Source organism: Legionella wadsworthii DSM 21896 = ATCC 33877, from assembly GCF_000701265.1.
GTDB classification, from domain to species: domain Bacteria; phylum Pseudomonadota; class Gammaproteobacteria; order Legionellales; family Legionellaceae; genus Legionella; species Legionella wadsworthii.
Window position 1 is genome coordinate 1 of the sequence record NZ_JNIA01000024.1, and the last position, 24384, is coordinate 24384.

Consider the following 24384-nt stretch of genomic DNA (forward strand, 5'->3'; position numbering starts at 1 on the left):
ATTGCTGCCCACGCCCCTGAGACGTAGAGAGACAAATTCACCCTTTGCCTCATAAAATGTTGCCTACGCCCCGCGGCTTGTCCGCGGGGTCTGGGGAGTTAAGGCAAATCTTCTGCTCTCGCGGATGATTCTCGGGAGGACATTGGCAGAGACCACTACAATATATTTATTTGTTTACTGCACGCGCACAGCACCATACATCAACTTTTGCTACTCCGGATTTTTTTAAAGTACAAGCAATTTCATTGGCAGTACTTCCAGTAGTTAAGAGATCATCAATAATGGCTACGTGCTTCCAGGGCATTTTTTGAGTTTTAAAAGCTTCACGTAAATTTTTTTTCCTTTGTTCTCCATCGAGGCTTGCTTGCGGTTTGGTATTGAGAACTTTCTGACATTTTGTTAAATCAAAAGGCAACTTTAATTTTTTAGCAAGTAAACGGGTTAAAACTGCTGCTTGATTAAACCCTCGGGCTTTAATCCTTTGGGGATGCATAGGAACTGGAATCAAGCATTCGGGTAGATTCTCATGATTTGGCAGAGACAAAAGCATCAATTGACATAAAAAAGAACCAAGATAGAGCCCATTATGGTATTTAAATTGGTGTAAAAGGTTACGGAGCGGCTCTTCAAAAATGTAATTTATAAATGCACGATCGAAAGAAGGCGGTTTTTTAATACACCGACCACAAGCTAAAAAATGGGGATCGGCTAAAGGATAAGCACAGTAGCGACAAGCAGCACCTAATGGGGTCATTAATTCAATGCAGGAATTACATACTGCCATTTTATCATCATGAAATTGATTGCATAATACACATAGTGAGTGCAACCTTAAACTTTGTGTTAAACTCCATATTTTCTGGCGCACGAGTGTTGGATTCCTTTAATTTTTCCTGGTTTTATGATGGCTGTTATCTACGAAATTAGCAAGGCATTTAATGAGCATGCCAATGAATATGAACTTGCTGCCAAAGTACAAAAAGAAATAGGGATACGTTTATTTGATCGATTACAATATTTAAATATGAAGCCACAACGTATTCTTGACCTAGGCTGTGGTCCAGGATTTTTTTCTTACAAGTTGGCCCAGATGTATCCAAAGGCGCAAGTTGTGGGTTTGGATTTGGCTCGGTTTATGTTAATCGAAGCAAGAAAAAAACAAGGCTGGCGACGAAAATGGTCATTAGTAGCAGCCGATATGCGGCATCTGCCTTTTGCTACTGGGGTATTTGATTTGGTTTTTGCCAATCAAGTGATCCATTGGGGCGGATCTTTGAAGACGATTTTTCGCGAATTGAATCGGGTGATGAAACCAAATGGTTGCTTCATGTTTACTACATTAGGTCCTGATACTTTTAAAGAGTTGAAGCAGGCTTGGTCTGGAGTAAATCCTTATGCCCATGTCAATGAGTTTGCTGACATGCATGATGTTGGCGATTCTTTGATGTCCGAGCGTTTTTTGGAACCTGTCATGGATATGGAACTCTTAGCAGTGCATTATGAATCCTTATCCAAATTACTGCTGGCCCTTAAAGCGCAAGGAGTTAAGAATATCAATCCGCAGAGAAACCAGGGTCTCACCGGAAAGGGCAGTTGGAATAAATTTGAACAAAATTATGCAATGCTGCAAACCGATCAGGGGAAATATCCGCTGACGTATGAGGTAGTGTATGGACATGCCTGGAAAGGAGAACAGAGAAAAACAGATCTTGGGGTTGATACCATGATTCCTGTTTCTCAAATTGTTCGTCATAACCGTAGTGAATGACCTTGCTGAAACTTTGTTGCTGTAATTTTAAGTATTGAGAAGTTTGGATTTCTTGATCGAATCATAATATTGCAAGGCTTTCCTCTTTGCTTCATTGTGATTGACTAAGGGACGGGGGTAATCTATCCCCAACTTGACAGGTAATACATTGAGAGGGGCTTCCCATGGTTTATGAATCCATTTCTCAGGCAGCTTCTTTAATTCTGGTATCCAGGTTTTAATATACTCCCCTTTGGGATCAAACTTTTCTCCCTGGATGACGGGATTAAAAATACGAAAGTATGGCGATGCGTCAAATCCGGATCCCGCTATCCATTGCCAACTGGCAGAATTATTTGCTAAATCTGCATCTAAAAGCGTGTACCAAAACCATTTAGCTCCTTCTCGCCAATCAATGAACAGATCTTTCACTAGAAAGGAAGCGACAATCATTCGCACTCTATTGTGCATGTAGCCTGTATGCCATAATTCACGCATTCCAGCATCTACTATGGGGAACCCTGTCAAACCTTGTTGCCAGAGCCTAAGGTTTTTATTGTCTGTTTGCCAAGAAAAGAGATCAAATTCCTGTTTTAAATTTTTAAAGGGTAAATCAGGGAAGTGGAACAGTTGGTAATAAGAGAACTCTCTCCACCCAAGTTCTGTAAGAAAACATTGGGTGGATGCCAAATTACTGTCTGGTTGTACTTGAACTTGTTCGATGGCGCGCGCTATTTGCCAGGGGCTGATTTCTCCGAAATGGAGATGAGGGGATAACCGAGAAGTCGCGGCTTTAGTGGGAAAATCTCGATATTGTTGATAATTTTGAATAGGCTGCTGAACAAACTGCTCCAATTTTTTAATAGCTCCTTGTTCACCAGGCTGCCAAAATTGGTCAAAGTTTTTAGCCCAATTTGGTTTTTTAGGTAAGAGATACCAATCCATTAAATTTTCAGAGTGAATGGGAAAATTCTTTGGCCAATTTTTAATTATAAAAGGCTCTGGAATCTTTATTTGATTTAAGCTGTGTTTCCAATAGGGGGTAAATACCCTAAAAGGATTTCCACTCTTATTTTTAATGGTCCATGGTTCATTGAATAAACTGCCATTGAACGAGTTAACCGTGATACCTAATGCACGCAACTCTTTTTTTATGTGCTGATCTCTTTCTATACTTGCCGGTTCATAACATCGATTCCAATAAACTCCGGTAACTGGGTATTCTTCGGTGAGTTCTTTTAAAATTTGATACGGATTTCCTCTTTTTAAGTTCAGATTTAAAGAGTGAATCCCTAGTTCTTTTTGCAAGCAGGACAAGCTATGATGCAGCCACCAAACCTGGGCTCCTCCGATAGACTCATTCGGATTTTGCAAGATATAAAGAGGTATAATGGATTCATGTGCTTCACAAGCTGCAGATAAAGCAGGATTATCCAAACAACGCAAGTCTTGGCGAAACCACATGATAGCAAGAGACATTAGATTGACTCCGTTTAGATCATATTGATGTGTTTCAATAAATCGAGAATTTGACCAAGTAAAACCCTGGCGAATTTACAATTATCCCAGTTTACTGCGATCCTCTAATTTTTTCGTTAATTCAATTAAATGTAGCGCCTTTTGTTCAAATAGTTGCAGTGAATCTAGGGCGATTTGATAATTCTCACTGATTTGAGCTTCCAGTTCTTTTTGAGAAAACAAGGTGGCAAAAGTAGTTTTTTGATTCATGAGATCAGAAGAGCGATTTTTACCTAATACTTCGGGCGGGGCATAGCGGTCGAGATAATCATCTTGCATTTGAAAAACAAGGCCTAAATGATTTGCATAAGTTCGTAGGGCATTGCTGTATTTCTCAGCACCTGAGTGGGCCTTAAGTACCATTTCAATGCAAGCTAAAATAAGTCGTCCGGTTTTGAGGTAATGAATTTCTCTTAATTGCATTTCGCCAGTAGATTCTTTTGCTAATTCCGATAAATCAAGACTTTGCCCGCTTACCATCCCACTAATGCCGCTGGCTCGCACAAGCTCTAGAGTAATGGCCATAATCTGTTGGGGTTGCAGCAAAGGGGTCAAGTGAGTTAATAACACTTCAATCGCTAAAGCTTGCATGCCATCTCCTGCTAAAATGGCTGTTGCCTCATCGAAAGCTTTATGGCAACTCGGCTTACCCCGACGTAAATCGTCATTATCCATTGCAGGGAGATCGTCATGGATTAAGGAATAGCAATGTGTCAATTCAATCGCAGCTGCAATAACATCTAATATTTTTAAATCAATATCAAGCAAATCCCCTGTGAGATACACAAGGATGGGTCTTATTCTTTTTCCACCAGGAAATAGCGCATAATTAATTGCAGAGGATATCGTTTTTGCGGGTATAGAAGAGTGAATAATTATTTGATTAAGAAACTCTTCATGCCGTTGTATGTAATTATTTATCACTGAGTTGTTCATCCGAGCAGGGTTCACCAGAGGTCAATGTTTCAATTTTTTGTTCAGCCTTTTGTAATACATCCTGACATTTTCTGGCCAGGCTGATTCCTTTTTCAAATTGTTTCAGGGAATCTTCCAGAGTAAGCTCCCCTTTTTCCAGTTGTCTGACAATATCTTCTAACTCCGAAATGGATTGTTCAAAATGCATCTCTTGGCTCATTGATTTTGTCCTGCTTGTGCAAAATGTCTGATTATACTGTGTTGTAATCAGGATTCAATGTAAGTCGATTAATTTTAATAAAATGAAGTGGTATTGAAATTTGTCTTCAGTCGATCCGCTCATGCTTCGATAAAATAAATCGTGTATATTAACGGCAACTGAATTGAGGGAATAGATCATGAAAACGAAAACCCAATATGTCTGTAGCCAATGTGCCGCAATATCAAAGCAATGGGCTGGACAATGCACGCAATGTGGCGCTTGGAATTCGATTGCGGAAGAAGGCATGCCAGTAAATCGGAACTCGCGCAGTGGCTCATGGGTCAATCAACGTTCTGTGATTACCGCGGTTGAAGATGTAGTCATGGATAAAGAACTGCGTATGGATTGTGGTTTTTCGGAGCTCAATCGAGTGCTTGGGGGTGGATTGGTTTATGGCTCGGTTGTTTTAATTGGCGGCGATCCGGGAATTGGCAAATCCACGTTGTTAGTACAAACTTTGGCCAATCTCTCCATGCAAGAAACTGTCCTATATGTGACAGGGGAGGAGTCTCTGCAACAGGTTGCAATGCGGGCAAAACGCCTGGATTTGCCCTTGGCAGGTTTAAGGCTTTTGGCAGAAACGCAGGTAGAAGCAATCATTGCGCAGGCGCAAAAAGAAAATCCGAAAGTGATTGTTATTGACTCCATTCAAACCATATTTACAGAAACCATCAGTTCAGCGCCAGGGGGCGTAAGTCAAGTGCGTGAATCGGCAGCTCAATTGGTTCGTTTCGCCAAACTCACCCAGACCGCAGTATTTCTGGTAGGCCATGTCACAAAAGAGGGCGCCCTGGCAGGTCCCCGGGTTTTAGAACATATGGTGGATAGCGTTTTATATTTTGAAGGCCAAAGCGACAGTCGTTTCCGAGTCATTCGCGCCATTAAAAACCGTTTTGGCGCGGTAAATGAGTTGGGTGTATTTGCCATGACAGATAAAGGGTTAAAGGAAGTAGCAAATCCTTCGGCAATTTTTTTATCAAGGCAACCAGAACCCACTTCAGGGAGTGCGGTAATGGTCACTTGGGAAGGTTCCCGTCCTATGTTGGTTGAAGTACAGGCTTTGGTTGATGAAGCCCATGGGCAACAATCCAAAAGGGTTACTGTTGGGCTTGAATCCAACCGATTGGCCATATTACTGGCTGTTTTACACCGGCATGGAGGAATTGCGACCTATGATCAGGATATTTTCATTAATGTTGTGGGGGGTGTGAAGGTCACCGAAACAGGTTCTGATTTGGCGTTACTTGCCGCAGTGGTATCCAGCTTGCGAAACAGGATTTTCGATAGGGAAACCATTATTTTTGGTGAGGTTGGGCTTGCGGGGGAGATAAGGCCTGTGCAAAGCGGACAAGAGCGTTTAAAAGAAGCCGCGAAACACGGATTTAAAAGAGCGATTGTGCCTTTTGCGAACGCACCCAAACAACAAAACTCAACTATGGTCATCGAGCCGGTGAAATACCTCCATGAGGTGTTGGAAAAAATGTAGTTGATGACTGGATAAGTAAAAAATAAAAACAAACAGATGAATTATACTAAAATGGACTATATACCTATTGAAATGCAATAAGGAGGATGTATGGATATAACTCCTTTTTTTAAACTCATGGTTGATCGCGGGGCTTCTGACTTATTTTTTAGCGTCGGGGCGCCACCCAATATCAAAATTGAAGGAGTTATTGCGCCTATAGGCCAGGCGCCACTTAAACCCCAACAAATGTCTGAAATTGCTTTATCATTGATGAATGATGATCAGCGTAAGGAATTTGATTCTACCTGGGAGCTTAATATGGGGCTCTCCATTCCAGGGGTAGGACGTTTCCGCATCAACATGTATCGCCAACGTGGTGATATTTCAATGGTTGTGCGTTACATTAAAAGCAAAATTCCCACTATGGAGCAATTAAATTTACCCCAAATTCTTAAATCTGTGGTGATGGAGTTACGGGGACTAGTCTTAGTAGTAGGCGCTACAGGCTCAGGTAAATCAACGACATTGGCATCAATGATTGATTACCGAAATGAGAACTCAAGTGGCCACATATTGACCATTGAAGACCCAATCGAATTTGTCCATCAACATAAAAAATCCATCGTCGACCAAAGAGAGGTGGGCATTGATACCATGAGCTATGAAAATGCATTAGTGAATGCCATGCGTGAAGCCCCAGACTTAATACTGATTGGGGAAATTCGAGAACGAGACGCCATGAAACATGCCATTTCTTATGCAGAAACAGGACATTTATGCATTTCCACCTTACACGCGAACAATGCAAACCAAACCATGGATCGCATTATTAATTTTTTCCCAGAGGAGGCACGAAAACAGGTACTGATGGACCTGTCTCTAAATTTACGCGCGATTATCTCCATGCGTCTTGTTCCAGGCTTGAATCATCAACGCATGGCAGCTGTAGAAATCCTTTTAAATACGCCCTATGTTGCTGATTTAATTGAAAAAGGTAAAATTGATGACATTAAGGATGCTATGGAGCGCAGTACAGATCAAGGCATGCAAACATTTGACCAGGCTTTATTAAAACTTTATCAGGAGGGAGCAATTTCTCAAGAGAATGCCATCAAATATGCTGATTCAAAAAATAATGTTGGATTGCAGATCCGTTTAAACAGCAATGCTGGATTCGACTCACCAGATGACAACTTGACTATCGAAGGGCATTGATTATTTTGCGCTTTGTGTTAAAATTTAACGCAATTTGATTTGTATTTATATTTTTATGCCCGCACTTGTCCTTAAAGAAGAACATATTGTTCCAGGAGAATCCTTACATGCCTCTGGACACGTAGTTCATCCTAATGCCATATATACGCCTCCCGATAACCATAGACCTTCGTACCGCATCTTTTATAAAAAAAATAAATACGGCCGACCTGAACTTTCCCGTCTCGAAGTATTGTTTGGCCAGTTGGCTCGATTATTTTTATTGGGTAATTTAACACCACCCAATAATTTAATAGCCGACAGTCAAAATAATATTTTAGGTTTGGCTGTCGAACACCTTGGCTATATCATCAAAAAAAAGGAAAAGGGTTCCAATAAATTTCATCAATTTAATGATATCAATAAAAGTTGCCATACGACCCCTATTGTAACGGATAATCCCACCGAAATACCTTTTTACTTTATGGACAAAGCGCCCCAAAGTTTCTTTGCACAATTATCGGATGAGGAACGGGATGGCCATTTAACTATCGATTATGAATCTTTGGCAAGTGTCCTTGCGACTTCCTATAGCCTGGAAGAAGATGATCTACATAAAGGCAACTATGGATTTTATTTAGCCGACCGTGGAGGTAAGCCTCATGTAGTCTTCTTTAAAATCGATCATGATTTGATGTTTGTAGACAGCATTATGGGTTTTCTTACCCGAAGGCCATTCCATTGGTTCCATGGGTCTCATGCTTTTGACATTGTCTCTGACGATCTTGAGTCTTTAGCGACCTTAACCCATTCCGCGAATTCCTATTGGCCTACAAAATTTGCCTATATTTCCAAGCCGTTTGACAGGAAAGAAAATCACAATTTTGCCGATATTCAGGCGTTTTCCAGACTAACCAATCATCCTGAATTTATTAAAGGAAAATGGAAATCTTTTTTAAAGCATATTTTAGTACCGAAAGAAATGATTTCAAAAACATTGGAAGACAGCGTGGATATGAATAATGCGTCTAATCGTGCAGAAGTGGCTTTATTGGCCCAAAGCACTACGGCACGTCTCGCCCGATTACGCGCAGTATTATTCTCGATTGGAGAATTTCGCAACTACTTCTATGAGTTACCTGAAAGTGACAAACAAGCATTGTTTGATGAAATTATTCCCCCTCACATGAAAGATGACAAACTCCTGCAACAGCTCAATGCATCTTGGGATCAATACAAAACTTTAATCCAGGATCCGGAAGGATTTGACAATGGAGATACTCCCTTACATGTCGCTATACGCCTGGGCGAATATCGCTATGAAGAAACCTTAAGCATGTTTCGTGAGTTCATTCATGTTAAAAATGATGAAGGCAAAACGCCCTTGGATTTGGCACTAGAACTTATCGAAAAAGGGGAAAGCGATGAAAATGACGTGCAGAAAAATGGCCGTTTGATTGCCCAACATTTATTGAGAAATAAAGCCTATGCTACAGGCAATTATGAGAGATCCAAGCTTTTAGCAGAAATAAAAGCTTATCAGTTTAAAAACCCTTATTTGGATAGAATCGTCGAGAATATTGGCTATCAAGACTTTAAGGACATTTTAAGGGATATTGGCGAAGATCATCGTTTTTGTCTCAAAGCGAAAAAGAATTTAGCCCTTGATTGCATTGAAAAATTTATTGAAGTGAATGAGCATAATCCCTTATTCAAGAATCATCTTGTAAAATTGAAAAAAGATATCAATGGCACCTCGTCTGAAGAACAATCTGCCGGAGTCAAATACATACGGCAACTACGCAGCAGCTTATGGATTATTCGTCAAATCCGCGGATTATATGGCTTAAGCTCCACTTTAGGTGAAATCAACTCGATGATCAACCTTGCTTTAGAGTCTAACAAATCTAAAGAACCAGGTACATTTTCCTTTTTTTATTGCGCCCAAAAAACAGAAAAGCCATTTCATCAGGGATTACAACTCACTTCTTCGATTTAAAGTAATATAATACTTAGATTAATTTGAAAAATATGACGAGATACTCAGATATTAAAAATAATCCAAAAAGATTGATTTTCATCACTTTCTCACCCACTCTTGCTATACTAATGTAAAGACGTTAGTTCATCTTCCCCGCTTGTATTTAGCAAAGATGTACTTAAATTAATAAAGTTAAGGTTTATTTAATAAAATAAGTTTAAAATAAATACATAATGCTTTCCGGAGTTTGTGATTATGGCTAAGAAGAATCAAGAGTTTTATAATGCCCTGTTAAGTGACGAGCTAAGAGATGCCGATGCAACCCAACGAAAAAAGGCGTTAGATGCACTTCTTCAGGCTGATTCTGATGAAAATTTTAGAAAAGCTATAATCGCTAATCGCGTATTTTGGGAAGCAGTTGATGATGAGACGGTACCGGAAGAAGGCTGGGATGATGTAAATATTCCGGCTAATGATAATTATATTGAGCATGATGATGCGCATCATTCAATTGAAAGCCTCAGACAAGTCGTGGCTCAACAACGAGCAAAATATTCTGTAAGTGCCATTACGGATCAAAGTATTCTTCTACAAATTTTAAGGCACAATAAGGACCAATGCCGGCAATATTTGGCAACCAAAATTCCGGAATTAGCTTCGGCTCCGGGTTGGCAAGCTGATCCAAAGAGTGTTTTAACGAATGATGCGATAGATGTTGTCAAACGCCAGGCAGCAATTCAATATTTAACTAAGGTAATTAATGATGCAAAAGTAGAAAATCTCCAGAAATTAAGAGACGTAATTACTCACGAAAATAATACAAATGCATTAAAGACTGATTTGGAAGCATTGGGTATTCCGCCACACACAGATGCATTATTCAATGACTTAGCTGCAACTGGATTAAAGGATCTGATTGAGGGAAAGATTGAATCTATTGAGAAAGAGGCTTCATTAAAGCAATTTAAAGAAGAATTACAAAAATTTGAAGATGCCTTACAAGACCCGGATGTACTTTTAAGTACCGCCATGCGAGATCTCTTACATAATGATAAACCGAATTTTTTAGATGGGTTAGTAGCACTCCCTCCTCCCGTACAATTGGCTCCTCAAGCGCCACCTCTTGATTATCAAGATAAAGCGAAAGCTCAAGATGCTGCAAAAGATATCACAGAAGAAATGCATGCACGTTTGTGTGCCAGATATGTGGAAGAATCTTTAAAAAGGATGGCGCCTCTTAATATAGGACATATGGTTGGGGTATTGAAAGAAACAAGACACGGCACAATTCATGACTCCTTACGCGATAATTTTGGTTTTGATAGAGCTGAAATCCTTGATAGGGCAGTAGTAAATAATCCAGCGCAAAATAATAAATTTAAGGCCGCGTTAATTAAAAGCTATGTCAAGCAATTGCCTGCTGAACTTGCTAATGAAACACTGCTTCAAAAGCTTGCTACACCCGAAACGAGTATCCAGGATATTCGCTCTGAATTATCTACCAAAATAGGTAATGGTGTTTCCCGTGCTCATTTAGAGTGCCTTCAAGCTGAGGATATGACTGAGATAAAACGGGCTGCTCGCATTCAGTTATTTAAATTAAGGGTGGAGCAAATATCTCGTTTAGGACAAGGAGCGCATAGTAAATTAATTGATTTATATAGCAACTTACCTGATGCAAAACAAGTCGATCTTCTGAAAAATCTTCCACACGTAAATTTTCTTATGAGTACTCAAGATGATGACGTACTTAAGAGTTATCTAGGAAGTAAAGATGCAAAAGGACAAGTCCTTGATTTTACCGCCTTAAAAGCAGAAAACGAAAATAATAAGATTTTAAAACAAATACAAAACCCAGTAATTGCAAAGGTTTTGGCGGGAGTAACGACCAACATACACCGACCTGACCAAATTGATGCAATTAATCGCAGTTTATTATCTAAAAAAGATGTCGCTGATTTCACAACTGCTCCCCGGGATTTTGAAGTAGTTCTAAATGTTATTTTTAGAGAATCAGGAATAGCAGATACTGGAACTAATAAAAGGGACTTTTTTGCTAAATTTGGTTATGATGTGAATGCTAATACCTTTACAGGCCCCATTGCTACTGCAATCAAAGATCAACATGTTCGTAACAAACCTTTATTAGATGTCCTAGATCCCATAAAAGATAATGCAGCCAGAATGGACACTCGAAACTTTCTTGGACTCATGCTGCGTGTAGAAAAAGCTGGACCGTTTGATACTGATTTTGATGATTTAGAAGAAGCTTTTTACGAAAGTCCAGATTTAGAAACATTTCTGCAGAAAGGACAGACTCTTGATGCTGTTAATTTCACCCCAGCAATTCAAGACAAAATTCGCCAAGATATCCCCTCTGATGAATTTAATCGTTTAAGAAAAGATTATAAAGACAGGCTTGCTAATAGCGATAATCCTGCTGATAATCCTAAAATACAAGCACAACACAAGGAAGCTCGAGATGTGCTTACTGATATCAATGCAAAAAGTCTTGCTCTATGGGATCGTCGTGAAAAATTAAAAGTGGTTGCGAACATAGATTTTCCCAATTTTAAAGGCAAAACCAGCAATGAACTTGCAGCTCTTAAAAACACTTATAAGTCAGCTCAAGAGGAATGCTTGAATGCTATTTCCTATTTGGAACAAGCTCAAAAAACGCTTAATTCGCTGAAGCCTATTGAACCTGTCGCATTGACCAACCCCCCCCGTTCAGACCAAGAAGTGGCTGCACGGGCTCAGGTAATTCTAGAAGCCAAACAATTGATTTCAGATATCAATGTTCGACTTGGTAGAATAAATTCTCGTTTAGCCCAATATAAAGGAATATATAATAAAATTTCTAATGATATATTACCTGCAATTAACAAAGCTTCTGATAATTCTGAGAAAGAATTATATACCGATAAAAAAGCCACAATCTTTATTCAGAAGCGCGATAAAGCGCTGCAGATGAGTATTCCATCCTCAGGTGGGGTATCGGAACTTTATAAGCCCTCAGTTGCTGCACCCCGTACCGCAGTTTCCGGAGGGGCGCCTGACCAAACACTTTTTAAAGCTGTAGGGAAGCCAGAAGCCGATGAAGTGATTTGTTTTGATCATTCCGCAACGGTTAATGTGGGTCGAAGTACGGTTAATATTCACAGCCGTTTCACTTACGATCCATCCCCTCCAGGGGGTAATGTTGGCACTATAAAAGGAAGTGATGTCACGAAATCTGCGCCTGGAAGATATGAAGTCGTAGAATTTCCCATGCCGCCACAAGGTCAACAACCCACTACGGAAATTGTTAAGGAACAGGTGGATTTTTCCATGAGAATGGCAGTGCAAATACTTGCAAATCTGAAAAAACCTCCAACCGAAGCTAATCCTTTGGTCATTGAAGGTGTTTATGGGAAAGAGGAAGAACTCAAATTCTTATGGACTGCTTTAGTCCATCTTGGCGAACAAAATCCCAAGATGAAATTTTCTCATAAAGCGATTGCAATCACCGGAGATGCTACGTTTGAGCCTGAAAAAGAACGAGATAAAAGAGCCCTCATTGGGACGGACAAAGGATGGGCAAAGGGTTCTGTGCATGCCACTGTTTTTGAGCATTCAAATTATAAGAATGCGGTTAAAACTCATGTTGAAAATTTAAAAACGCGTCTCGATAATAAAGAAAAAGATGCCAAGAAAACCAAAGAGGTAGATACTTCAATACAAAAAACCATGAAAGACGATATGTCCGGGCTTAGAAATGAGCTCAAAGTGAAGGCTGAAGATTTGAAGAAAAAAGAAGGGGTTACTCCGGAAGTTGCCAGGTTACAAGTTAAATAAGAATAACAACAAGAGGGGACTGACAATTGAATTCAAACCAATTGGCAATTGGTGTATTTGACTCAGGGATGGGCGGCTTGACTGTTTTACGTGCGTTGCGAGAGGGTTTGCCCCAGGAATCATTTATTTATTTAGGGGATACGGCGCGTCTTCCTTATGGAACTAAAAGCCCGGATACGGTGAAACAATATGCCATGCAAATGGCAAAATTGCTGGTGGAGCGGCGGATCAAGGCTTTAGTGATTGCCTGTAATACCGCGACAACTGCAGCCTTGCCCTTTTTACAGGACATGTTACCGCATATGCCGGTTCTGGGTGTGGTGGCTCCTGGTGCTGCGGCGGCTGTTGCCGCTACTGAAAACAAGCGGATTATGGTTTTAGCCACAGAAACAACCATTGCTTCCAATGCCTATCAACAACTCATTACCAAACATTTGCCTCAAGCTGTGATTAATACCCGTGCTTGTAGTGTATTAGTCGCACTTGCAGAAGAGGGAATGGTCAATAACCAGGTAGCTCGCGAGGCTTTAAAACATTACCTGGATGGGTTTACCAACGAAGATACGGTTCTGCTGGGATGTACCCATTTTCCTGTGTTTAAACCTTTATTAAATGATTTATTACCCAAAGGGGTCACCGTTGTCGACTCAGCTCATGCTACCGCTCAGGCGCTCAACCAATTGCTCGAAAAGCGGAATCTTTTAAATGACGATCCCTCTGTGCGTCGTGCTGTGAGTTATTTGGCGACCGACTCCATCAAACGTTTTCAAATTGTGGGCGAGATATTTTTGGGAGAGCGGATAGCGTTAGACCATATTGAGCTTGTGGATGTTAAGTCTTAACTGAATAAATAGGATTTTAAGTTAGGCTCCAACCTTGTTAAATTACGAGCAGCGTCCTCTCCCAACCCCTCTCATGCGACAATATAAGTGTTTTGTTCAAATCTGTCACGGGGATATGATGCCGCTTATTTCGAGAAATATACGCGTAATGGAGTTGGAGACAGCCTGAACAGATCCTCAAGTTCTTTACTCCAATGTTGCACTAAAATAATGCTAATTTTCTCTGGGCGGACGTTTCATAAGGTTCTGGACAACCTCTTGAGCATTTATTTTCCCTTGCAGAAGTGCATTAATTTGTTCACAAATGGGCATTTCCACTTCATACTTTTTGGCGATAAGGCAAACTTGTGCTGCATTGTATTTTCCCTCCACCACTTGGCCAATTTGTTTTTCAGCCTCAACGATACCAAAATTTTTTCCTAATAACAGTCCAAATCGGCGATTTCGTGATTGATCATCCGTGCAGGTTAACACCAAATCTCCAACCCCTGCCAAGCCAAGGAAAGTCTCGGCACGTGCTCCTAAAGCAAGGCCAAGTCGCTCCATTTCGGCTAATCCGCGGGTGATTAATGCTGCTTTGGCATTGGCTCCATAGCCTAAGCCATCGCTAATGCCACAGCCAATTGCTAAAACATTTTTAATTGCGCCACAAATCTGTACGCCCACCAGATCATCGCTTAAATACACGCGAAGATTATTATGATGCAGCAACTCACGAATTTCTTTTTGATACTGAGCGTCATTGGACGCTAATGTAACGGCTGTAGGTAAGAATTGCGCGACTTCTTTGGCAAATGAAGGACCAGAAATAATAGCCTGGGGGAAATCCGCTCCAAAAATTCGGCTTACGATATGACTTAATAATTGATGACTTTGCGGGTCAACTCCTTTCGTTAACCAGGTAAGACCTTGTGGGGGTGATTTTATTTTTGCAATAATCTCCGCAAAAGCATGGGAAGGAACAGCAATAATGATGTAATGGGCTATATTAAGGCATTGATCAAAATCTGCGAAGGGTTCCAAGGTTTTAGGAAAAGGGACATCAGGTAAAAAGCGGGGGTTCGATTTTTTTTCTGACATCAATGCAACATGCTGAGGGTCATGGCCCCATAATAAAACATGATGTCCTGCCTGGGCTAAATGTATTGCAACGGCAGTACCCCAAGAACCAGCACCCAATATAGCAATCTTTTTTTTATTCATTTTATGCTCTTAAACCGGAAAATCTCTTTGCTGGATAAATCCATATAGAACCTGGGCTCGACTTCGCCCAGGTTGCGTGCATTTTAAGCTTGGGTTTCTTTTTGTTTTTCCGCCATCTGTTGCATATACAATGCATCAAAATTGATAGGCGCCAATACCAACTGAGGGAAGCTTCCACGAATTACTTGAGAAGTAATTGCTTCACGTGCATAAGGAAATAGAATGTTGGGACAGAAACTATTTAATAAATGATCGAGCTGATTTGTTGGAGCGCCTTGAATGGTGAAAATACCCGCTTGTTTGACTTCAACCAGAAAAGCAGTTGCTTTTTTATTGGTAACAGTTGCTGTAACAGTTAATACCACTTCATAAACGTTTTCTTCGAGCTTGTTATGAACAGTATTCAGTTCAAGATTCAGCTCAGGTTCCCATTGTTGTTGAAAAACTGCTGGTGTATTGGGGGTTTCAAAAGATAAATCTTTAGTATAAATTCTTTGAATCATGAATTGGGTTTCATTTGGATTTGCTTGATTCTGGTTGGTTTGTTCGTTCATTATTTTTTTATCCTCTTAGTAATTGATCGAGTTTTCCCTGATCATCCAGGGCATATAAATCATCGCAGCCGCCGATGTGTTGGCCATTAATGAAAATTTGCGGTACGGTCCGTCTGCCGCTTTTTGAGATCATTTCATCGCGTAATTCGGGTTGTAAATCAATACGAATTTCCGTAAATGGGGTGTTCTTTTGTTCTAATAGCGCTTTGGCCTGAAAGCAGTAGGGACAATAACCAGTACTGTATATAATGACTTCAGCCATATTTATTTTCCTTTCACAAGTGGTAAATCAGCGTTTTGCCAGGCAGTAATCCCTCCGCTAAGTACATGAGGTTGATACCCCTGCGTCCGGATTTTGGTGGCAATCGCCTGGGCTTCATGAGCTCTCGTAGAAATTAGAATAATAGGTACATTTTTATATTTATTTAATTTTTGTTGTACCAAATCTTCGCTTTTGACATTGACTGAATCAATAATGTGCCCTTGTTTATAAACTTCTTTATCACGCAAATCAATAACAACGGCATTCTCATGATTAATCAAGTCAACAGCAGCTTGAGGCGTAAGTTCTTTTGCCTTCTTTTTTTGAGAGATTAATTCATTAATAAATATAAGTAATAAAATGATGATTAGGGCGAGCCACAGCTGCCAATGATTTGTTATAAATTGACCTAAATGTTCCATGTTCTCTCTTCATATTGTATTAATGTGACGAATTATCCCCAGAAAAAGCGATGAACGCAAGTCACTCTATCATGGGGCTAGAACGAGCATCAAAGTAGGGCTTTAAATTTTATATTTCAGTATGTCCATTCCCTTTTCCTTTTAAGCAGTACATAAACAGCGCCATTTCCCCCATCTTTGGGCAAAGCACTATGAAATGCCAAAACATCGTCCAACTGCGGCAGCCACCGATTCACTAAATTCTTAATGACGGGCGGTGCGCCAAGATGACCTCCTTTACCGTGAATAATGAGCAGGCACCTATTGCCCCGTTCCATCTGGGCCTGGATGAAGTGGCAGAGGATATCACGAGCTTTTTCACTTTTTAAACCATGTAAATCCAACAGGGATTCCCAAGGGATTTGTCCTTGTTTTAATGCTTTAAATTGTTTGTTCGGCAGGCTTGATTGAGAATATGACAATCTTGATTCAGAAAAAACAGGTTCAACAATCATATCGGACAGGTAAAATTCTTTTTTTTCAATCGGTACTTCTGAAGTACGTTTTTTTGTAGGTAGTTGAGGCTTTGCTTTCTCAGAGGGGGTGTGTACCCGTTTTTTTTCATTCAAGGGTTTTACAGAACGCATGGACTCGCGAAATAGGGCTTTGTCCTCATCAGATAGAAAGTCATCCGCCATTTTTTAACAGTATTGAACAAGTGATATTCTAAGTATAACTCAGGTTAAAGTGCTGCTTGTATCTAATTTACAGCCGTTAACTAGAATTCTTGATTTGAATGCCTCCAAATTTTGCATTAGATTGGTATCATTGATTCATCGCTGAAATAGCAAGGTTAAAGAAGAGGTAATGAAAAACCCAACACCTCCTCGCCCCTCCTCCAGAGGGTTTCCTTTTAAAAAAGCATTTGAGTTTATTACTACTTTTGTTGACTAATATAGGGTACAATTTGTACTTTTTCTGAAAATGAGTATCACCCCCAATGAGTAATTATGTGTTGAAAGAAACGGAAGAATTAGTCACGATTCTCGATTTTTTACGTTTCAGTGTTTCTTGTTCCATTAATGCAAATTTATATTATGGCCATGGCACTGATAATGCCTGGGATGATATGCATTCTTTAATTTTAAGAAGTTTGTCTTTACCTTATGATTTGGATGCTAATTGGCTTAATGCACGCTTAACCACAAGTGAAAAAAAATATTTATTCCAACAATTAGAAAAACGCATTAATCAACGGGTGCCGGTTCCTTATTTGATTAAAGAAGCGTATTTCTGTGATATCCCTTTTTATGTGGATGAACGTGTGCTTATTCCTCGTTCACCCATTGCAGAGCTCATCAAAAATGAATTTTCTCCATGGATTGATGGAAGTAGGGTACATCGCATTCTGGATTTGTGCACTGGTAGTGGATGCATCGCGATTGCCTGTTGTTATGCTTTTCCTGAGGCTGAAGTCGATGCAGTGGATATATCCAGTGAGGCTCTGGCAGTCGCAGCAATTAATCGGGAACAATTAGGCGTTGAAGACCAACTGACCTTGATTGAATCGGATTGTTTCTCCAGGGTACCTCAGGTAGGCTATGATCTAATAGTCAGCAATCCTCCTTATGTAGGTAAGGAAGAAATGCAAACATTACCTGATGAATTCAGGCATGAACCTGTTTTAGCTTTGGAAACGAGTAATAATGGTTTGGCAATTGTTGAGGCGATCCTTCATGATGCGCATCGCTTTTTAAATGAAGAAGGTATCTTAATTGTCGAAGTTGGAAACAGTGAAGAAGCTTTATGCAACACTTATCCTCATGTGCCTTTTACCTGGCTTGAAATGAGCTATGGTGGACATGGTGTGTTTTTATTAACAAAGGAACAACTAGAAGAGTATTTTAATGTCCGGTAATACATTTGGAACCTTATTTGCAGTAACCACTTTTGGTGAAAGCCATGGTCCAGCTATTGGATGTGTTGTTGATGGGTGTCCTCCTGGTTTATCCCTGCAGGAAGAAGACATTCAACCTTTTCTTGATAAACGCAAACCAGGACAATCCAAATATACCACCCAACGTAGGGAAGAAGATAAGGTGCAAATCCTTTCGGGGGTATTTGAAGGCAAAACGACCGGCGCGCCAATTGCGTTGCTGATTCATAATGCCGATCAACGATCCCGTGATTATGAAGAAATCAAAAATTTATTTCGTCCGGGACACGCAGATTTTACGTACCATCATAAATATGGCCATCGGGATTATCGTGGGGGTGGACGTTCTTCGGCTCGAGAGACAGCGGCACGGGTTGCAGCAGGAGCAATAGCACGCTTGTTCTTGCAACGTGTATTGAATTTGGAGATTGTCGGTTACTTACAACAAATGGGTGATATCGTTTTGCAATTTACTGATGAAGCAGAAATCAATAAAAATCCTTTTTTCTGCCCGAATGCAACTCAAATTCAAGAATTAGCCGATGCAATTGAACATTTAAGACGAAATGGAGATTCAGCTGGGGCTCGGGTTAAGGTCCTTGCTAAAAATGTTCCCGTTGGATTGGGCGATCCGGTATTTGATAAACTGGATGCGACATTGGCGTATGCCATGATGTCAATAAACGCGGTTAAAGGAGTTGAAATTGGCGCAGGTTTTGCTGCAGTCAATCAGCTGGGATCGGTTCATCGGGATCAAATGTCACGCGAAGGGTTTCTAAGTAACAATGCTGGGGGCATATTAGGCGGCATTTCTACAGGACAAAATATTGAAGTCAGTATTGCACTAAAGCCTACGTCCAGTATCACAACTCCTGGAAAAACGCTTAATATCTTAGGGGATGAAGTCACTGTTGTCACTAAAGGACGACATGATCCCTGCGTGGGAATTAGAGCGGTACCTATTGCTGAAGCAATGATGGCTCTAGTCTTGATGGATCATTATTTGAGACATAAAGCATTAACATACCATCCTAATTTATAGTTAAAAACTATCATAAAGAGGTCAAGAATGAGCAGAGAATTAAATGTAGCCATAGTGGGGGCCACAGGTGCGGTTGGCGAAACATTTCTTACTGTATTGGAAGAAAGAAAATTTCCAATTAAGAATCTTTACCTCCTGGCTAGTGCTCGTTCAGCTGGAAAAATAATTGAATTTAAAAAGAAACAACTGGAAGTTTTAGATCTCGCAGAGTTTGATTTTAGCCTGGCAGATATTGCCTTATTCTCGGCAGGTGGTTCCGTATCTAAAGAATACGCGCCTAAAGCTGTTGCGAGCGGCTGTGTGGTCGTAGATAACAGTTCGTGTTTCCGTTATGAGAATGACATCCCCCTCGTTGTTCCCGAAGTGAATCCACATCGTATTGTTGAATATAAAAATAGAGGCATCATCGCAAATCCAAATTGCTCTACCATCCAAATGGTTGTAGCGCTGAAACCTTTATATGATGCAGCCGGTATTAGCCGTATCAACGTTGCGACCTACCAGTCTGTTTCCGGGACAGGAAAAAAAGCAATTAGCGAGTTGGTATCTCAAGTAGGGGATCTGTTGAATGGACGACCTGCCAGTGTCAAAATTTATCCACAACAAATCGCTTTTAATGCAATTCCCCATATCGATCAATTTGAAGAAAACGGTTATACCCGGGAAGAGATGAAAATGGTGTGGGAAACACGAAAAATTATGGAAGATGATCACATCATGGTGAATCCTACGGCAGTGAGGGTTCCTGTGATTTATGGGCACTCTGAGGCCATTCATTTGGAGTTAAAAAAACCTTTGACTGCTGAAGAAGCACGCCAAATTCTTTCCAAAGCTCCGGGTGTTAAGGTCTTGGATAACATTGCTAAAAACAGTTATCCAACGGCAATTAAAAATGCAGTGGGACATGATGAAGTATTTGTAGGCCGTATTCGCCAAGACATTTCCCATCCTAATGGATTAAATTTATGGGTTGTCGCGGACAATATCCGCAAAGGAGCTGCATCCAATGCGGTTCAAATTGCAGAAATTTTACAAAGAGAATACTTATAACCAGTAACTGGTTTCCATCTGTTAGGGTGAGCTAAGGAATCGTAATTCCAGAGGCTTGCCTTCTTTTAATCCTCATTTATCCTTCTCAGCCCTTGATTTTCGCCAGGAAACCCATCATATATAGATGATACAGGTTAAAAAGTGCTGAAAATAAAAAACCAACAGTTTGCATGGTAATTAGGCTCAAAAATCCTCCTAATTTTTATAACCTAAGTTATACTTTGATCAACACTATTGGATATTTTAAAAAATATGTTAAATGAATATTATTTAAACGATGATATTGAAGAGCCGGTCCTTGCCAGTAGTACCATATCTTATATTGCCCCCAATGTGTCTGGTAAACGTTTCCATGACTTAAAAACTGGACTTATTCCTTGGGAAACCAAACTGGATCTCTCTGATTATCAACCAGAGAACGCGCGCCACATGCTTTTGGATTTTATTCATAAGCAAGCTAAAAAATTCAAACAATGCTTATTAATTATTCATGGCACAGGTTCGAAGAATTCTTTTCCTTTATTAAAGAATTTAATCAATAATTGGCTGCCTCAAATTCGGGAAGTAGCTGCCTTTCATAGCGCGCAACCCAAAGATGGTGGCGTGGGTGCTGTATACGTTTTATTGAATGCTTTTGAACTCCCTGCACCCACTCGTATTGAAAAGAGTACATTTTTAGTGGCTGAAACTAAAGCGATGGAACGACAAAGGCGACTCGCTGAGCAACAAGGTGAACGTCGGCTTGCCGTAGTTAAAGCACGCGAACATTCAGAATATGAAGCTACAGCGGGTCCAGAAGGAGACTTGCAAAATGACATTTTGCAACATCCTCATTTAGCAAGTCAGCGGTTTGATGGTGTAGACTCCCCCTTGAATCCGGAACCTCCTTTAAACTCTGAAGCGCGACGTGAATTCGATAACGAAAGGCGCAACCAAGAACAAGAAAAACAGCTTCGTTTAGGTAATATGCCAAAATTTAATAATACACCTAAGCCTAGAGGTCCCTATTAATGAGTATAGCCAGTGACATAATCAGCCATAGAATGCCTGATTTTGAGGCTTATCTTCGAGCAGGAGAAACTCTGGATGATATTGATGAATATGGTTTTACGCCATTAATAGAATGTGCGATTACAGGTCAGGTCCATATTGCAGAGCAGCTCATAGCGCGTAAAGTCGATATCAACAAGACTGACGTGACAGGCCGAACACCTTTGCACTGGGCTGTTGATAACAATGATGTCGATATGGCACGGCTGCTGTTAGAAAATGCGGCAGATCCCAATGCTTATACTCGCAATGGGCTTTCGGTTCTGGTATATCCTGTGTTGCGCAATCAAGAGCCCCTCAAACATTTATTGTACCAATACGGTGCCAAACTGGATTTTGCGCTGGATTTCATCAATGGCAAACTGATTGGGCATCGATTTGAATTACAAGGTGACGTCGATATAGTCAATGCGAAAGGCGAGTATATTGAATTAGATTATGAGGGATTTATTCTCGAATTTACTGTTGCAATAATTCGGGATGCGCTGAAACGTTTTATCAGTAGCTATTCAACACGTCATTTACGCGATTTTTTTCCCTTAGCCCATGTCATCATCGATGCATTTCTCCTTTCAGAGGAATTGTTACAGTACCAACATTTACCGTTTCTTGATAAACCCCAAGTGGAAAGACTTTATGGAATACTACAATCACCCATGTTAATCCTTCCAGCAGCTAGTCGCGGCCATGCCATGGGATTTATCCGTTTTGGCCAATGGTGGGCTAAAATTGATCGTGGTGAGAATAGCTTGAAAGAAGGAAGTGTGAATATCTATCAAATCACACGTCCAGAAGCGTTAAATATTCAATTTTTACAAAACTTTCTTTATAAAAAACAACCTAGAGATTATTTTCATCATCTAATTAACCAGCAATTAGGCCTTATTCCGATGGTCAAGATGCCGATAAGTTCCCAAATCAGCGGCAATTGTTCTTGGGCAAACATCCAAGCGATCGTAGCAGTGGCGTATGCTATTCAAGGTTTAGAAAAAAATAGTTATTTTAATTCAAAGCCTGCCCTCAATTTTTATGAGGAATGGGTCGAGTGGGATAAAGAAAGAGCTATCGACGAGTGCATCCAACGTTTTTATTTGGCCAATCCTGTGCGAAAAGCGAGTTTTGCAGCGATATTGGGAGGCGTTTTATTCCAGGCACTCAATTATGAGAATAAGAGGCATTTGGAGATGGCTGATAAAATTCTTAAAGTTTTAACTCTACCTGAGTATGAATACATTTTAAAAAGTTATCTCGAAGAATATTGCGTGAAACGATTAACTAAAAAAGGTAATAATTTACTTAAAATATTAGATGACTGCGGTATTAATCCCAATATTGGCGTGAATCCCATTGCTACAGGGTTATGATCTCTTATGAGTGACTTAATCCAGGTGCTTGGGGCTGTACATCTCAATAGGCAAGCGATACGTGTGACATCTTAAATAAAACCATTTCTGTGGTTCTTTTTAGATATAACATTTTTCGAGACACATCTTTTTTATCAACTATAATCAAAGGGTAAGAATTTATCTGATATAGATAAGGAGATCATTATGTTAAAGTGGGCGCTTATTTTTTTAGTTGTCGCCATTGTTGCGGGCTTATTTGGATTTCGTGGCGTTGCATCTACGGCATCCAGTATCGCAAAAGTGCTCTTCTTTTTATTTATCGTTATCTTCCTTGCATTTTTGATTATGAGCCTATTTGGCACCGCATCGCTTACAGCAGTACCTTAATAATCGAGGAATAAGGATTTCCATAAAAGAGAACATCATCTATCGAATATCTGAATCAGCTATTTTGAATCATCAAATCAAAATAGCTGGCAGAAGCGGATTGTAGTTCATGTTTCGCGTCTTGGATGTTGCACGTTGTATCTGATGCGTCCCAATGCAAAAGAACTAGATGTCTCCATACATTTAACGCAGTGAAGCAATATCGATAACAAAACGATAACGTACATCACTTTTTACCACGCGCTCATAAGCTTCGTTCACTTTTTGTATGGGAATTAATTCAATATCCGACACAATATTATGTTTTCCACAAAAATCAAGCATCTCCTGAGTTTCTTTGATTCCACCAATCATAGATCCCGCAAGCCTTCTTCGGCGGACTATCAATTGAAAGGGTTCAATGGGAATCGATTCTTCAGGAACTCCGACTACCACCATGGTGCCGTCTCGTTTCAGAAGGGAAAAGTATTCATTCCAATCGATTTTAGCTGAAACAGTACAAATTATCAGATCAAAATAATTTTTTAATTTTTGAAATGTGCTTGGATCCGAAGTAGCATAAAATTTATTCGCACCCATCCGTAGCCCGTCTGCTTCTTTATTTAGGGAATGGCTTAATACAGTTACCTCTGCACCCATGGCATGGGCCATTTTAACGCCCATATGACCAAGCCCACCCAAGCCTAAAATAGCAACTCGTTTTCCTGGTCCGGTATCCCAATGGCGCAGCGGTGAATAAAGCGTAATTCCTGCACAAAGTAAAGGCGCAGATTTATCCAGAGGTAAATTTTTTGGTATTCTAAGGACATAATTCTCATCCACAACAATTTTGGTAGAATAACCTCCTTGAACAAGATTACAGCTATTTTGCTCATAGTTGTTGTAGGTTAAAGTCAATCCACCCTCGCAATACTGCTCTATTCCTTCATGACAGCTTTCGCATTTACGACAGGAGTCCACAAAACACCCTACACCAACATGATCTCCTACTTTAAATTTGCGGACTGATGAACCAACCTGAGCAACGATTCCTGCTATTTCATGCCCGGGTACCATAGGGAATAATGAACCACCCCATTCATCTTTTACCTGATGGATGTCTGAGTGACAAATGCCACAATACTGAATATCAATGAGAACATCATTTTGCCCTACGTCACGTCGATTAAATGAGTAAGGTTCCAAAGGCGCTTTAGCTCTTGGAGCAGCATATCCGTTGACAGTTATCATTTAAGAACTCTCCTTATTGTGGAATAACTTTTGATAAATTGAATTGATGGACTTTATATTTAAAGAATGGATAAAAAAATCTAGATTTAAAAGAGATATTTTGCAAGCTAGGGATTTCCTGGTCCAGAGTTTGCTCTGAACCAGAAGGTAGACGAGGCT

At 40.2% G+C, this 24384-nt stretch carries 22 protein-coding genes; 12 read left to right on the forward strand and 10 right to left on the reverse strand.

All coding sequences use genetic code 11. The annotated features are described in order from the left end of the window. Positions 1–166: 166 nt before the first annotated feature. A complete protein-coding gene (locus BU07_RS0103675; RefSeq protein WP_423202573.1) occupies positions 167–868 on the reverse strand; it encodes a ComF family protein in 702 nt (233 codons plus the stop codon). 36 nt (positions 869–904) lie between these two features. On the opposite strand from BU07_RS0103675, the gene bioC reads away from it, so the two are divergent. Next, on the forward strand, positions 905–1768 hold the full coding sequence (gene bioC, locus BU07_RS0103680; RefSeq protein ID WP_031563758.1) for a malonyl-ACP O-methyltransferase BioC: 864 nt from the start codon (positions 905–907) through the stop codon (positions 1766–1768). A gap of 27 nt (positions 1769–1795) precedes the next feature. On the opposite strand, the gene BU07_RS0103685 is transcribed toward bioC, so the two are convergent. The 3 genes from BU07_RS0103685 to BU07_RS0103695 form a co-directional block, all read right to left on the reverse strand. Continuing rightward, positions 1796–3226 (reverse strand): cryptochrome/photolyase family protein, encoded by a 1431-nt coding sequence (locus BU07_RS0103685; protein WP_031563759.1) that lies wholly within the window; start codon positions 3224–3226, stop codon positions 1796–1798. Positions 3227–3307: 81 nt separating this feature from the next. Continuing rightward, a complete protein-coding gene (locus BU07_RS0103690) occupies positions 3308–4201 on the reverse strand; it encodes a polyprenyl synthetase family protein (RefSeq protein WP_031563760.1) in 894 nt (297 codons plus the stop codon). Continuing rightward, a complete protein-coding gene (locus BU07_RS0103695; RefSeq protein WP_031563761.1) occupies positions 4179–4400 on the reverse strand; it encodes an exodeoxyribonuclease VII small subunit in 222 nt (73 codons plus the stop codon). The genes BU07_RS0103690 and BU07_RS0103695 overlap by 23 nt, the downstream gene beginning before the upstream one ends. Before the next feature lie 178 nt (positions 4401–4578). On the opposite strand from BU07_RS0103695, the gene radA reads away from it, so the two are divergent. From radA to murI, 5 genes are all read left to right on the forward strand, one after another. Continuing rightward, positions 4579–5928: a DNA repair protein RadA gene (gene radA, locus BU07_RS0103700; RefSeq protein ID WP_084157790.1), complete on the forward strand. Its 1350-nt coding sequence runs from the start codon at positions 4579–4581 to the stop codon at positions 5926–5928. A gap of 90 nt (positions 5929–6018) precedes the next feature. Next, on the forward strand, positions 6019–7125 hold the full coding sequence (locus tag BU07_RS0103705; RefSeq protein ID WP_031563763.1) for a PilT/PilU family type 4a pilus ATPase: 1107 nt from the start codon (positions 6019–6021) through the stop codon (positions 7123–7125). Positions 7126–7180: 55 nt separating this feature from the next. After that, the gene (gene ankK, locus BU07_RS0103710) at positions 7181–9103 is read left to right on the forward strand and encodes a Dot/Icm T4SS effector AnkK/LegA5 (protein ID WP_031563764.1); all 1923 of its coding nucleotides are present in this window, start codon (positions 7181–7183) and stop codon (positions 9101–9103) included. A gap of 237 nt (positions 9104–9340) precedes the next feature. Then, the gene (locus tag BU07_RS0103715) at positions 9341–12922 is read left to right on the forward strand and encodes a hypothetical protein (RefSeq protein ID WP_031563765.1); all 3582 of its coding nucleotides are present in this window, start codon (positions 9341–9343) and stop codon (positions 12920–12922) included. 26 nt (positions 12923–12948) lie between these two features. Beyond that, positions 12949–13764 carry a glutamate racemase gene (gene murI, locus BU07_RS0103720; RefSeq protein WP_031563766.1) on the forward strand — a complete coding sequence of 272 codons (816 nt, stop codon included), beginning with the start codon at positions 12949–12951 and terminating at the stop codon, positions 13762–13764. 213 nt (positions 13765–13977) lie between these two features. Here the strand turns inward: murI and BU07_RS0103725 are convergent, their stop codons facing one another. From BU07_RS0103725 to BU07_RS0103745, 5 genes are all read right to left on the reverse strand, one after another. Beyond that, positions 13978–14967, reverse strand: coding sequence for an NAD(P)H-dependent glycerol-3-phosphate dehydrogenase (locus BU07_RS0103725; RefSeq protein ID WP_031563767.1), 990 nt, complete (start codon positions 14965–14967; stop codon positions 13978–13980). Between the two features lie 83 nt (positions 14968–15050). Beyond that, positions 15051–15521, reverse strand: a complete 471-nt coding sequence (gene secB / locus BU07_RS0103730) for a protein-export chaperone SecB (protein ID WP_031563768.1) — start codon at positions 15519–15521, stop codon at positions 15051–15053. Between the two features lie 7 nt (positions 15522–15528). Beyond that, positions 15529–15783 (reverse strand): glutaredoxin 3, encoded by a 255-nt coding sequence (gene grxC, locus BU07_RS0103735; protein WP_031563769.1) that lies wholly within the window; start codon positions 15781–15783, stop codon positions 15529–15531. Positions 15784–15785: 2 nt separating this feature from the next. Next, positions 15786–16205, reverse strand: a complete 420-nt coding sequence (locus tag BU07_RS0103740; RefSeq protein ID WP_031563770.1) for a rhodanese-like domain-containing protein — start codon at positions 16203–16205, stop codon at positions 15786–15788. A 116-nt stretch (positions 16206–16321) separates the two neighbouring features. Beyond that, positions 16322–16882: a Smr/MutS family protein gene (locus tag BU07_RS0103745; protein ID WP_031563771.1), complete on the reverse strand. Its 561-nt coding sequence runs from the start codon at positions 16880–16882 to the stop codon at positions 16322–16324. A 302-nt stretch (positions 16883–17184) separates the two neighbouring features. Here BU07_RS0103745 and prmB point away from each other — a divergent pair, with 302 nt between their 5' ends. The 6 genes from prmB to BU07_RS0103775 all read left to right on the forward strand — a co-directional run bounded on the left by prmB (position 17185) and on the right by BU07_RS0103775 (position 22995). Next, positions 17185–18102: a 50S ribosomal protein L3 N(5)-glutamine methyltransferase gene (gene prmB, locus BU07_RS0103750; RefSeq protein ID WP_031563772.1), complete on the forward strand. Its 918-nt coding sequence runs from the start codon at positions 17185–17187 to the stop codon at positions 18100–18102. Continuing rightward, positions 18092–19162, forward strand: coding sequence for a chorismate synthase (gene aroC / locus BU07_RS0103755; protein ID WP_031563773.1), 1071 nt, complete (start codon positions 18092–18094; stop codon positions 19160–19162). The genes prmB and aroC overlap by 11 nt, the downstream gene beginning before the upstream one ends. Before the next feature lie 27 nt (positions 19163–19189). Further along, a complete protein-coding gene (locus tag BU07_RS0103760; protein ID WP_031563774.1) occupies positions 19190–20212 on the forward strand; it encodes an aspartate-semialdehyde dehydrogenase in 1023 nt (340 codons plus the stop codon). 252 nt (positions 20213–20464) lie between these two features. Beyond that, on the forward strand, positions 20465–21223 hold the full coding sequence (locus BU07_RS0103765) for a Smr/MutS family protein (protein ID WP_031563775.1): 759 nt from the start codon (positions 20465–20467) through the stop codon (positions 21221–21223). After that, a complete protein-coding gene (gene ankH, locus BU07_RS0103770) occupies positions 21223–22626 on the forward strand; it encodes a Dot/Icm T4SS effector AnkH/LegA3 (RefSeq protein ID WP_031563776.1) in 1404 nt (467 codons plus the stop codon). The genes BU07_RS0103765 and ankH overlap by 1 nt, the downstream gene beginning before the upstream one ends. Before the next feature lie 186 nt (positions 22627–22812). Continuing rightward, positions 22813–22995: a DUF1328 domain-containing protein gene (locus tag BU07_RS0103775; protein WP_031563777.1), complete on the forward strand. Its 183-nt coding sequence runs from the start codon at positions 22813–22815 to the stop codon at positions 22993–22995. Between the two features lie 183 nt (positions 22996–23178). Here BU07_RS0103775 and BU07_RS0103780 read toward each other — a convergent pair whose 3' ends face one another. Beyond that, the gene (locus tag BU07_RS0103780; RefSeq protein WP_031563778.1) at positions 23179–24225 is read right to left on the reverse strand and encodes an NAD(P)-dependent alcohol dehydrogenase; all 1047 of its coding nucleotides are present in this window, start codon (positions 24223–24225) and stop codon (positions 23179–23181) included. Positions 24226–24384: the final 159 nt, after the last annotated feature.